Source organism: Psychrobacter sp. UBA2769 (genome assembly GCF_002352555.1).
Lineage (GTDB): Bacteria > Pseudomonadota > Gammaproteobacteria > Pseudomonadales > Moraxellaceae > Psychrobacter > Psychrobacter maritimus.
In genome coordinates this window covers 1-12857 of sequence record NZ_DEIR01000022.1, presented here as the reverse complement: position 1 = coordinate 12857, position 12857 = coordinate 1, and the positions used below count along the sequence as shown (strand labels likewise).

Below are 12857 nucleotides of genomic sequence, written 5' to 3'. Positions count from 1 at the left end.
GTGGTTAGCCCTCCAGCTCAATGCGCGTTAAGTTATCACGCAAAATATCGCCGAATTCATATTTGCCAGGAGATACGAAGGTGCATAATGCCAAATCTTCTTCGTCCAATTCAAGTACGCCCAAATCGACGGCGCTAATGATGTCTTCGACAATCAAGGCACGTAATAGCTGCGTTGGCAGGTAGTCTTGTGGCATGACTTCTTCATAGACACCGATTGGCACCATTGCGCGCGGCGAACCATTGCTTGAGGTGGTAAAGTCGTATTTCTTACTACCAAAGAACTTAGAAATATAGATAGGCAGTTTTGAGAAACGGTTGCTACCGATACTTAAGAAATGGAACGCAGGGCGCTCACGACCTTCGGTTAGCACACTGACTTGATTATGGAAGCGACCAAGATAAGCGGTATTACCAAACACTTTGCGACCTGATAGCACAGAACCTGAAATCACACGGTTCTCACTTGCTTCAAGCTCACCTTTAGTCAATGCTGTGATATCAGCACCGCGTTCGGTGACGATTAAATGCGGGTTTTTAACCGCAGGACCGGCAAGGCTAAGCATACGGCGCGTGTATAAGCGACCGGTGGTAAATAGCTTACCGATAGCAATCACGTCTTGATAGCCAATCGTCCAAACCGTCACACCGCGCATGATAGGATGCAAAAAGTGAATGTGCGTGCCAGCCAGACCAGCGGGATGTTTACCGGCAAAGCTATGATACTCAGTGACATTATTAGCCGCCGTTTTGGCAACTGGCGTCAACTGGGCATCACCGTGATGGCAGACAAAGGTCTTGGGGCTGAGCGTTGATAATACGGCAAGTCCGTCATTAAACGCCTGCAGTTGCTCATTAATCAGCAACATCGGGTCAAACGCTAATGGATTGGTATCCATGGCGGTGACAAAGATGGCGTGAGGACGGGCACCGATTTCAGGAGAACGGCTATAGGGACGCGTACGGAACGCGGTCCATTCACCAGAGGCAAGCAGTTGGGTTTCAACGACTTCAGAATCTAGGTCAGCAAGTTGCTGGGAGTCGTAGCGCTGAAATTCTACTTCTTCACCGTTTGGGTCGACCGCAATCACAAGACTTTCGAACACACGACGCTCACCGCGATTAACGGCGATGACCTTACCAGCAGCAGGGGCGGTGTAGATAACGCCGACACGTTTTTTATCTTCAAAAACGGGCTGACCTTTAGCTACGATGTCGCCTTCTTTGACATTCATCGTGGGCTTCATGCCCACATAATCATAGCCAACAAGTGCCACATGGGCGGGTCTGTGCTCAGATATCTCGCGGGAGGGTTCACCAGTGATGGGTAAATCCAAACCTTTTTTGATGGTAATCATAAGCGAAAACTTAGTCCATAGTCTAAAACGATACCAGACGTCCTGTTTGGTATATCGGCAGCATGAATAACAGCGTCATCAATAAAGTCCTTAATCAAGCCCCAAAAAGGGCGTGAAAAAGCGCTCTAGACATAACACATCATCATAACTACAAGTAAGAGTATTAACGCTGACCTTAGACTCCTTAACAACACGTTAATGTCTTATTCGAATGACCAAAGTGACGACTGGCTACCAAGGTGTACACTAAAACCTTTAAATCTCATGCCATCCTCAACTAGGATGACGTTAGATAAAAGACAGTTTTACCATACGATTTATTAAAATCTTAAAATTTGTCGTATTCAAAATCCTAATAGCTATAAATCTTAATAACGATAAATCAGAACATCTGTAAACCATAGAATCTTTAAATCACAGGATCTTTAAATCACAGTATCTGTGTGTTTTAAGCAGCGCTATTCATTCGAGTGAATATAAATGAGGAATAAGTGACTTGTTTATGTTTTGTTCAAGCCATCTTTTAAAAAACTATCCAAGCGCTGTTTAACGAACTATGGTTACAGGGTAAACTCAATTGCTTGATAAGCGCAATTTGTAAGCGTAAGCATTAATCTGGTTGTTAATACTTAGCTCATATTTACCTTGTGCTGATTGAAATCGTCGATAGGTAGCAGACGATTAGGTTTTATCGCACAAATACAAATTTACCTAGGATTATACGCTAAACTGACCTAAAATTGCCAGTTGGTAATTGAATTTACCTAATGTTGCTAGTGAATCCACGTGCTAAAACTTATGGTTATGATTATCGTTTTTTTGCCATTATCCAGCCAAATTTTAAGCAATTTTTATATTTTCTACTGTCATTTTAATATTTAACGAATTTCTCCTAACAGCCGCTTTTAATTTGCTATGCTAAATGACTTTATAAGCAGTCGCTTTTAAGTAGCCATTGATTAAGTGGCTATTGATTAAGTGGCTCTTGACGCTTGTTTCACTTTTTAATGGTTTTTTTATTGTTCATATCGTTTTTATAAGGAATGCTATATGTGTGCTGTCCCTGTCATTATCCCTGCTATTGATTTAAAAGATGGTAAATGTGTGCGCTTAAAACAAGGTCGTATGGAAGACGATACGGTATTTTCTGATGATCCGGTCGCCATGGCGGCGCGTTGGGTCAATGAAGGCGCACGGCGCTTGCATTTGGTCGATTTGAATGGCGCATTTGACGGGATTCCTGTACATAAGCAAGTGGTCAATGACATTGCTAAAGCTTTCCCTAAGCTGCCGATTCAATTGGGCGGCGGTGTGCGCAATATGAAAACCATCGAGCAGTATATTAGCGCGGGTCTCACTTACATTATTATTGGTACCAAAGCCGTTGAAGAGCCTGATTTTGTGGCCGAAGCTTGCCGCGAATTTGCTGGACATATCATCGTCGGTATCGATGCCAAAGACGGCATGGTTGCGACACACGGTTGGGCAAACGTGACCGATACTAAAGCGACTGAGCTTGCCAAGCGTTTTGCTGATGTTGGCGTATCGTCAATCGTTTATACCGATATCAACCGCGATGGCATGATGCAAGGCGTCAACGTCGAGCAGACCGTCAACTTAGCGCGTGAAGGCGGCTTACCGGTGATTGCATCAGGCGGCGTCACCGATATGAAAGATATCGAATTGCTAAAACCTTATGGTGATTGCATCGAAGGTATCATCACTGGTCGCGCTATCTATGAAGGCACCTTAGATTTGGGTGAAGCGCAGCTTTATCTGGATGGTAAGTAGTTTTAAATAGCTATATTTGCATAGCATGCTTGCAAATGTAGCATAGAGTTAGAATAAAAAAGGGATGCTTATGGCAGCGTATTTTGACCAGCCTGAATTACCTAGGTCAAGCTGGCTAGGCAAGTCACGCATAACGACAAAGGCGTGCGGTCAGTTACTATTGCTCTTAAGCATCGTTTTAAACCTGCCCACTTATGCGGCTGAAAAAAGCAGTACAAGTGAGAATGTTGCACTCACTGATGCGTTTGCTGATAATAATGCCGTTAATAATGAACCAAGCGCTCAGCCGACTACCGCACCAACTGTTAATGACCCAGCTATCAACAATCCAGCTACGAGTGATTTAAATAACGGGCTAAATAGTAATATAACTATCACGCCTGAGATTCCGAATACTTCTGACACTGCACCGCCGACGCCCGTCCAGCTACCACCTGTTATCAGCGGTGAAAGTACCAACAATGCTCAAATCGAAACCACCCCAACACCATTAAAAGACAATGACATTCGTCAACGTATCAGTGGCATTTTTTCCGAAATTGACGGCTTACAAGCAGTTAATGTTAGCGTCAACCAAGGCGTTGTTACCTTAACCGGTGAGACGCCTAATGAGAAAAAAGCCCAGCAAGCCATTAATTTGACCAATCGCTTAACGGACGTGGTGACGGTCGAAGATAGAATCAATCGCACGCTTGATGTGCAAGATAATGTTTCGACCGTTTATCAAAGCCTCAAGGCACAAACCAAAAACCTAGTCAAAGCTTTGCCACTATTACTGGTAGGGATTGTTTTATTTGCCTTGGTCACGTGGTTTGGCAGCTGGCTATCCAATCGCAAAAAAATGTGGCAACGCCTTACGCCCAATCCTTTTGTTGCAGAGTTGCTTGCGCAGACCGTTAAAGTCATCTTTATCGTTTTTGGTCTTATTTTAGCGTTAAGTTTGATAGGTGCTGAGACTATCTTGGGCACGCTACTTGGCGGCGCAGGCGTTATTGGTATCGCCGTCGGTTTTGCGGTCAAGGATACGATTGAGAACTATATTGCCTCGCTCATGCTCAGTATTCGGCAACCGTTTCGCGCCCGCGATCATATCTTGATTAATAATCAAGAAGGCATTGTGGTACGCCTAACCTCACGTGCGACTATTTTAATGACTTTAGATGGTAACCAGTTGCGGATTCCTAATGCCGAAGTCTTTAAAGCAACGATTTTAAATTACACCAAAAACCCTGAGCGCCGTTTTACTTTTGAATTAGGCGTAGATGCCAATGATGATCCGCTCGCTGCTATCAAAGTAGGTATCGATGCGATATGTCAGTTGGGTTTTGCTCTAGATAAACCAAAAGTCACAGCGGTCATTAAAGAAGTGGGTGACTCAAATATTATTTTGCAGTTTCAAGTATGGGTTAATCAATTGGAAGCTGATTTTTCTAAAGCCCGCAGTATTGCCATTCGCGAGACTAAGCATGCGTTGGAAGACGAGGGCTTTAGCTTACCGGAACCCATTTATCAGCTGCGTTTTAACCATAAGCTAGAAAAAGCGTTTGAGCAGCTCCAAAGCAGTCAAACCAGCGATAAGGCGCAAACGCAAGTAATAGTACCGCCAAATATTGCTAAAGCTTCTGAGACTTCTAGCGCTTCTCAAATATCTAATGAGGCGCAAGCTCCTGAAACCACAATGGAAGATAAGGATAAAAAACAAGCCAAAGCGCGGGCAAAACATATCCTGCAAGGTCGGAATGCCGATGAAGTGCTTGATGCGCGTCCTGATGAAAAATTGATGGAAAAGGTCGAGCAAGAAATTGCCGAAAATTCAGATGAGACGGATTTATTAAGTAACAATAGCCCGCAAGAATAGCCTACAAGAGAAACGTTGAAGATTACCTATTAAAAGGTGAATACTAACTATAAAAGTCGGTATAAAAAATGCAGTGAAACGTCTATCTACATTTTATCGAAATAGACGAGACATTTTTTATGCAAATCAAACATCTGATTATTTTCGCTTTAGCAGGTATCGTTATTTTATTAGGGTTTAATATGATTAACGGCAGCCAACGTGAAAAAAATAGAGAAGTAATAGCCGCTAGTAATGAAGTAGAACAGGTTAGCAATGTGAATAGCAATACAGCAGATATCGCAAGCCAGCCCTTAGGACAGCAGCCAAAAGCCATTATCGATAAGGCAACCACTCAGATAGCGCAAGCAGAGCAGACGAGCCAACAACGTGCCGAGCAAATGACGGATACGCAGTAGTTTTTTTAGTGCTTAGAGTTCTTAGTGACTAAAGTTCTTAGTGACTAATTTTTTTAGGGTTTAAATAAGCTACGTCTCAAAATAGCGGTTTAATTAAGCGCCAATTAATCGATACACATAAAAAAAAGACTAACGATAACGTTAGTCTTTTTTTAATCTTAAGTTTTAGAAAGCCTTAGCTTTTCTTGCTAGCGCCTTTACCACGGCTGCTGCTTTTCTTAGCAGACGCTTTGTTAGCCGGAGTTTTGCTAGCAGGGCTCTTCTTTGACTGATCTCGTTTGGTTTGATTCATTTGGCTTGCTTGTAGCTTGGCTTTGAGGTCAAAGTCGATTTGTAGCAGGTCCATATTGACGCCTGCTACTTTTACTTTAACCGAATCACCGAGACCAAATACTGTGCCTCTGTCTTTACCGATAAGCTGTTGTTGCTGCTCATCATAGACAAAGAAATCGTCACCAACGTTAGAGATATGCACTAGACCATCGATATATAAGTCGGTCAAGGTCACAAATAGACCGAAGCTCGTCACGGTAGTCACGACGCCATCGAACTCTTCGCCGACATGATCTTTCATATAATGACATTTGAGCCAGGATTCTACATAGCGCGATGCTTTTTCGGCGCGGCGCTCAGTATCTGAGGTTTGCGTGCCAGCACCGTCAAGCGAGAAATCCATCACTGGCTGCTGACTATTGGTCACTTTTGCTTTAATCGCGCGATGCAGCATTAAGTCAGGATAGCGGCGAATCGGCGAGGTAAAGTGGCTATATTCGTCATAAGCGAGACCAAAGTGCCCGATATTGTCAGGCGCATAGTTCGCTTGCATCATCGAGCGCAGCAGCATGCTATGGATGCTAATCGCGTCAGGACGGTCTTTAGTCGCTTCGATAATCCGCTGATAATCTGCTTGGGTTGGGCTTTCTTCTGGGAAGCTTAGACCAAAGTTTTTTGCATATTCATGGATACGCATCGATTTTTCGCCATCGGGCTTATCATGGTTACGATATAAAACAGGCAGCTCATTTTTCAGTGCAAAGTTTGCCGCACAAGTATTGGCAAGCAGCATGCACTCTTCGATAAGCTTTTGCGCATCACCGCGTGTACGCGGTAAAATCGCTTCGATACCACCTTTTTCATTGAACTTAATATAAGTTTCAACCGTCTCAAACTCCATTGCATGGCGCTCTTCACGCTTTTTCAGCAGCAGCTCATACAATTGATGTAAGGTATCGACCGATTTTTTGACGTCTTTATTACCAGTTAATGATTCAGGCACGCTGTTATCGTTTGGATCAGCAAGATAAGCGTTCACTTGATTGTAAGTCAGACGCGCTTGTGAATGCATAACTCCAGGATAGAACTCATAGCCCGTAACCTTACCTGCACGCGATATCTTAATATCGGCAACCATACAGAGACGGTCGAGATCAGGGTTCAATGAACACAGACCATTAGATAATACTTCTGGCAACATCGGAATCACGCGATGCGGGAAGTAGACTGACGTGCCGCGCTCATAAGCATCTTTATCGAGTGGCGAGTTTGGCGTGACGTAATAACTGACATCAGCAATCGCCACTAAAACACGATAGTTACCGCCCGAGCGTTTTTCTGCAAATACTGCATCATCAAAGTCGCGCGCATCTTCACCATCAATCGTAATTAGCGGTAAATCACGTAAGTCTCTACGACCTTTTAAGTCTTTTTCGGTTGGTTCTTGATAAGCATTGGCTTGTTCAAGTGCCGCTTCACTAAAGTCTGATGGGATATCATAGTTGAGTAAAGTAGTCTCAATAATCAACTCACGGTCATTATCATCTGATAGCACTTCAGTGATTTTACCGGTGGCAAATTCATGCTGGTTCGGCCAATCGATAATATCGACTTTAACCGGCGCACCTTGTTTTGCATTAAACGCTTGCACGTTTTCTTCAGTAACGGTAATCGGCTGATGGTTGTTTGGGCTACCAAGCTCAACACAATAACCATCTTCATCATGCGCCAATGTCCCAATAAAGTTGCTTTGGCGGCGTTCAACGACATCGACAATACGCCCTTCGGTACGACCACGGTTATCCGTTGATGTGCCAACGGCTTCTACCGTGTCGCCGTTAAAGACCCAGCGCATCTGCTTTTCATGCAAGAATAGGTCAGGCATATCACTTAGTAATACAAAGCCAAAACCTTTTGGATGCGCAGTCACCGTACCTGTAACGATATCGTGCTTGGTTACCGTACGATAGCGATAAGGACGCCCGTCACGGTTTACTTGGCCATCGCGCGCCATTGCTTTTAGGCGATTGCCCAAAGCATCAAATTGGTCAGGGTCATCAATATTAAAGGCTTTTGCCAATTGTTGATGGGTGACTTCGACATGTTCGTTAATCGTACTGAGTATCAGTTCGCGACTAGGAATAGGGTTGTCATATTTTTGTGCCTCAGTTGAGGCGTTTGGATCGTTCCAACTCATAAATTACCGTATCTATTTTTAAAATTATTAATAAGAGCTATCTTAACACGAACAACGTCGCAATATCTTAGGTCAATTGTCTTATCTGTATCAGATAGCAAGTAGCTGTCAGCTTTTAATAGCCAGCAGCATTCGCCATTCGGAATAAACCAAATATCAAATATCGATATCGACCGTATTTGATTGATTGGTTATTTTTTTACTGTCTAATTCTTTGGATACCTCAAGTACCGTCGTTTGATTCGACTTATCGAGATACTTCTGGGCTTTATCCACTTCAGTCGTCAAGGTATTGACCGTCTGCTTCATATTTTCTAAGGCTTCGATTTTATAATTGCTAATCATATCCATCGTATCATAGACATTATTAAAGGCATTTTGCAGTTTATCAAGCTCAATTGTGCTGCTAGTTGCTTGCTCGTGAATTTCCAAGGACTGACGCTTAAGCATCGCCGACGTTGATTCAATCAAGCTGCTAGTCGTTTTATTCAACGCCGTGATTTGGTCGAGTACCAGTTTTTGATTGGTCATCGCTTGGGCAACGACAACCGCCGTACGTAATGCAGAAATAGTTGTCGTGGTCGCGCGGTCTACGCCTTTAATTAACTCTAAGTTGTTTTTACGGATGGTATCAAGGGCTAAGTAGCCTTGGATATTTACCGCCAATTGGGTTAAGAAGTCGGTATTTTTTTGACGCACATAAAACAGCATCTCTTCTTTAATGATACGCGCTTTTTCAGGGTCAGTCGCTTCAACGGCATAAACCTTTTGTTCAAGCTGCTCATCGATTTTTTTACCGACATAGATATATTGGCGAATCGATTGCATCAACTCCCACATATTGACCTTTTCTTGCTCAATCATGGCATTGTCTTTGAGTAGCTCGTCTTTGCCATTATAAAGGCTAGTCACCACCGCGTTGATATGCGATTGCGCCGATTCGTACTGACGGAAATAATCTTGGACTTTATTGCCAAATGGAATGAGACCAAACAACTTACGTGAGCTGGTCAGCTCTTTTTTGCTCGGATCTAAATCTTCGACAATCCCGCGCAGCTCAGTCAATGATTTGGCAATAGGGGAGTTATCAAACAAGCTGTTATTAAGACTTTTCGCTGGTAAATCGAGCATACGATTAGACACTTGCGCCGATTCGCGAATCTCTTTATTACCCAAATTATGGATAGATTGTACGTTTTGCTGAAACTCAGAGCTGTGTACTGAGTTATTAATCACATGATCAACAAAGGCGTCGACCTTGGCATCAAGTTCTGGAATTTGGCTTTCATCCAACTTCACCATTTGATCGGCTTCGCTTTTTTGTATTTCTTTCACCGGTTCAGGCGCGGTCAAAGTGATACTTGGCGTCGAGGTATTTTCGGGTGGGGTTAATTCTTGCATGGAATTTCCTATAATAGCTGAAAAGGGCGTTGTTGGTTACCAACGACATTAGGTTTTGATGAGACTCTTAGTTAGTCGTGGTATCGATTGTTTTTATGCCCTTAATGGTTTTATTCGAATTATATTTAAGAGTGATAGCGCTGACCTTTAGATTAACTGGTAATGAAAAGGTTGAGAAGATGGATTTTGTAAACTGCGGTTTATAAAAGGTTTATAAATAATCGTCACTGATTATAGTCAACTTATCATATGCAAGAATAAGCATTTAGGGGTCTAAATATTAAAAAACCACCAATATCCCGTAGCATATTGATGGTTAAGATTATAACTATCTCTATCAACGATCTGTCTATGTCAGTTAATTATTTATATTAACTAACAGGCACATCGATTTACAGCCACCACTAGCAGCAATCTGTAAGCAGATTACTTTTTCTTAGTAGGCCCAAGCAGCATACCCATTTGACGACCTTCCATCTTTGGATATTGCTCGACGTTTGCAATCTCAGCGGTGTCTTCGATAATGCGATCTAGCTGTTTACGACCAATCTCTTGGTGCGCCATTTCACGACCACGGAAACGGATACTGATTTTAACTTTGTCTTGGTCTTCTAAGAAGCTGACGATTTTTTTCAGTTTTACCTGATAATCGGCTTCTTCAGTACTAGGACGCAACTTCATCTCTTTCAGCTGAGTTTGCTTTTGGTTCTTTTTAGCTTCTTTCGCCTTTTGCTTTTGATCATAGAGGAAATGCTTATAATCCATGATTTTGCATACGGGCGGTTTGGCTTCAGGAACCAATTCGACCAAATCTAGACTGTCCTCACGTGCCGCTTTCATCGCGGTTTCGATATCCACCACGCCCATCTGTTCGCCGTCTTCTTTAACGAGACGGACTTCTTTAGCTGTGATATCTTCGTTGATGTTCAAACGGTTTGACTGTTTAATAGGTATTACTCCTCATCTGTTTTTGGGGTCTGTCGGCCTTTTTTACCAACAGCAGTCTGTACTAATGTAATAAATTCTGCAACGCTCATCACGCCAAGGTTTTCACCTTCACGAGTACGGACATTGACACTGCCCGATTCGACTTCTTTATCCCCTAATACTAGCATATAGGGAACGCGTTCTAATGTTTTCTCTCGTATCTTAAATCCAATCTTTTCGTTACGCAAGTCGCTAGTGGCTCGTAAACCCGCATTTTTCAGCTGACTGACCACATTTTCACAAGCATCCGCTTGTTTATCAGTGATATTCATCACCGCTACTTGCTGCGGTGCTAACCATACTGGCATCCAACCAGCGTAGTTTTCGATCAAGATACCGATAAAGCGCTCAAACGAACCTAGAATTGCACGGTGCAACATAATAGGGGTTTCGCGCTCGTTTTGCTCATTGACGAATTCAGCATCAAGGCGCTCAGGCATATTTGGATCAACCTGAATCGTACCGCACTGCCAGACGCGACCTAAACTGTCTTTCAGACTAAATTCAATCTTCGGACCATAGAACGCGCCTTCACCGGGTAGATATTCCCAATCAAGACCCGAACTATCTAGTGCATCTGCCAAAGCTTTTTCGGCAAAGTCCCAAGACTCATCGCTACCAACACGTTTTTCAGGACGGGTCGAGAGCTTCATGATGATATTATCAAAACCAAAATCTTCATAAACGGCAAGGGTCAGTTTAATAAAGTCCGCCACTTCTTGCTGAATTTGCGCTTGCGTACAAAAGATATGCGCATCATCTTGGGTAAATCCGCGCACGCGCATCAAACCATGCAATGAGCCTGATGGTTCGTTACGATGGCACGAGCCAAACTCTGCCATACGTAGTGGCAATTCACGGTAAGATTTTAAACCTTGGTTAAAGACTTGCACGTGACACGGGCAGTTCATCGGTTTTACCGCATAATCACGGTTTTCACTCGAGGTGGTAAACATATTGGTGGCATAGTTACCCCAATGGCCTGAGCGTTCCCACAAGCTGCGATCGACGATTTGCGGCGTTTTAATCTCTTCATAGCCATTATCATTTTGTACTTTACGCATATATTGCTCAAGTACCTGATAAATCGTCCAACCATTGGCATGCCAAAACACCATACCCGGCGCTTGCTCTTGCATATGGAACAGATTTAACGCTTTACCAATTTTACGGTGATCACGTTTTTCGGCTTCTTCAATACGTTGGATATAGGCTTTTAAATCTTTTTTATCCGCCCACGCTGTACCATAAATACGTTGTAGCTGTTCGTTCTTAGCATCGCCGCGCCAATAAGCACCTGACATTTTGGTCAGTTTAAATACTTTTAAGAAGCGCGTGTTTGGCACGTGTGGACCACGGCACATATCAACATACTCTTGATGATGATATAGACCAAAGGCTTCTTCGCCCGGCATATCATTAATAAGCTTAAGCTTATAGTCTTCGCCGCGCTCTTCAAATATCTTAATCACTTCATCACGTGGCGTGATTTTTTTAATAACGTCATAATCTTGCTTAATCAGCTCCATCATGCGTTTTTCAATTTTTTCCATGTGCTCAGGGGTAAATGGCGTTTCACTATAGATGTCATAATAAAAGCCATCTTCGATCACAGGGCCAATCACCATTTTTACGTCAGGATATAGCTGCTTAACCGCATGACCTAATAAGTGGGCAGCCGAGTGGCGAATGATATCGACACCGTCAGCGTCTTTTGGCGTCACGATTTCAACTTTAGCATCATGGGCGATAGGGTCGTGCGCATCGACTAACTGACCATCTACGCGCCCAGCGACCGTCGCTTTCGCCAATCCTGCCCCAATACTTTGCGCCACTTCCATGACGGTGGTATTGCCTTCGAAGTTTTTTACGCTACCATCGGGTAAAGTAATCGCTACCATAATCTATTCACCTTTTTGCGTCCGTTGGCAGTGATGATTGCAACCATCAATCATATAATCGTAAGACTGCGTCAATTATATCTAACCGCTATGATATGTTGGATATGTAAGAAATGAGCATTAACTACAAGCACTGCGCTTAAACTTATATAGCATCATATATAGTGTGATAATTATTAAGTCATCTGATAACTGATAATTAACTTACTATGATGTCAAATAAGCACCCTTCTAATAAAGGTAAGCAGACATGCTATGCAGTAATGTCATAAAAGCAGCTATTATAGCAAAAACTGTCTATCAACACTAGATAGTAAGGGTTAGCTCAGCTTCTATATCCAGTTGCCATATATAAGTGCATATAAGTGAGTTATTATATAGGTGCACTTAGCACTAATATCAATAGAGATGAATATAGACATCATTAATATCGATTAATAATTGCACTAAATCCTATATTTATAGGCATAATAAGTTGACATGCAGTTTTTAAATAGCAGATTGAATTGAGTAAGCAGTAAAAAGCAGACGCTAAAGACGGTTTATAGAATAGAATCTTAATGTTTTGATAAATGGTTTTACTCTAAGTTATTGAAAGATATGGCTTGTTTATTATCTTCTAAAATTAATTAAGAAATCTATCGAAAAGCAGTTGACACCCAGCTCAAACCGTCTATAATACGCACCTCATTAA

The 12857-nt window shown here is 42.6% G+C and carries 8 protein-coding genes; 3 read left to right on the top strand and 5 right to left on the bottom strand.

Annotated elements, in window-relative coordinates; translation table 11 throughout:
* Positions 1-4: 4 nt before the first annotated feature.
* Positions 5-1357, bottom strand: coding sequence for a Na(+)-translocating NADH-quinone reductase subunit A (locus B3Q63_RS10625; RefSeq protein ID WP_201563919.1), 1353 nt, complete (start codon positions 1355-1357; stop codon positions 5-7).
* A 1050-nt stretch (positions 1358-2407) separates the two neighbouring features.
* Here B3Q63_RS10625 and hisA point away from each other — a divergent pair.
* From hisA to B3Q63_RS10610, 3 genes are all read left to right on the top strand, one after another.
* Positions 2408-3148, top strand: a complete 741-nt coding sequence (gene hisA, locus B3Q63_RS10620; protein WP_183619188.1) for a 1-(5-phosphoribosyl)-5-[(5-phosphoribosylamino)methylideneamino]imidazole-4-carboxamide isomerase — start codon at positions 2408-2410, stop codon at positions 3146-3148.
* A 70-nt stretch (positions 3149-3218) separates the two neighbouring features.
* Positions 3219-5006, top strand: a complete 1788-nt coding sequence (locus B3Q63_RS10615; protein WP_296176458.1) for a mechanosensitive ion channel domain-containing protein — start codon at positions 3219-3221, stop codon at positions 5004-5006.
* A gap of 119 nt (positions 5007-5125) precedes the next feature.
* Positions 5126-5404, top strand: a complete 279-nt coding sequence (locus B3Q63_RS10610; RefSeq protein WP_296176457.1) for a hypothetical protein — start codon at positions 5126-5128, stop codon at positions 5402-5404.
* 175 nt (positions 5405-5579) lie between these two features.
* Here the strand turns inward: B3Q63_RS10610 and rnr are convergent, their stop codons facing one another.
* From rnr to thrS, 4 genes are all read right to left on the bottom strand, one after another.
* Positions 5580-7874, bottom strand: a complete 2295-nt coding sequence (rnr, locus tag B3Q63_RS10605) for a ribonuclease R (RefSeq protein ID WP_296176455.1) — start codon at positions 7872-7874, stop codon at positions 5580-5582.
* A 156-nt stretch (positions 7875-8030) separates the two neighbouring features.
* Positions 8031-9275, bottom strand: coding sequence for a toxic anion resistance protein (locus B3Q63_RS10600; RefSeq protein ID WP_201563925.1), 1245 nt, complete (start codon positions 9273-9275; stop codon positions 8031-8033).
* 426 nt (positions 9276-9701) lie between these two features.
* Positions 9702-10205, bottom strand: coding sequence for a translation initiation factor IF-3 (infC, locus tag B3Q63_RS10595; RefSeq protein ID WP_045447656.1), 504 nt, complete (start codon positions 10203-10205; stop codon positions 9702-9704).
* Between the two features lie 23 nt (positions 10206-10228).
* Positions 10229-12163: a threonine--tRNA ligase gene (gene thrS / locus B3Q63_RS10590; RefSeq protein ID WP_201563927.1), complete on the bottom strand. Its 1935-nt coding sequence runs from the start codon at positions 12161-12163 to the stop codon at positions 10229-10231.
* Positions 12164-12857 lie beyond the last annotated feature (694 nt).

Coding starts and splice junctions, on each gene's coding strand:
- B3Q63_RS10625 (WP_201563919.1), bottom strand. CDS start 1,357: ATGATTACCATCAAAAAAGGTTTGGATTTACCCATCACTGGTGAACCC.
- hisA (WP_183619188.1), top strand. CDS start 2,408: ATGTGTGCTGTCCCTGTCATTATCCCTGCTATTGATTTAAAAGATGGT.
- B3Q63_RS10615 (WP_296176458.1), top strand. CDS start 3,219: ATGGCAGCGTATTTTGACCAGCCTGAATTACCTAGGTCAAGCTGGCTA.
- B3Q63_RS10610 (WP_296176457.1), top strand. CDS start 5,126: ATGCAAATCAAACATCTGATTATTTTCGCTTTAGCAGGTATCGTTATT.
- rnr (WP_296176455.1), bottom strand. CDS start 7,874: ATGAGTTGGAACGATCCAAACGCCTCAACTGAGGCACAAAAATATGAC.
- B3Q63_RS10600 (WP_201563925.1), bottom strand. CDS start 9,275: ATGCAAGAATTAACCCCACCCGAAAATACCTCGACGCCAAGTATCACT.
- thrS (WP_201563927.1), bottom strand. CDS start 12,163: ATGGTAGCGATTACTTTACCCGATGGTAGCGTAAAAAACTTCGAAGGC.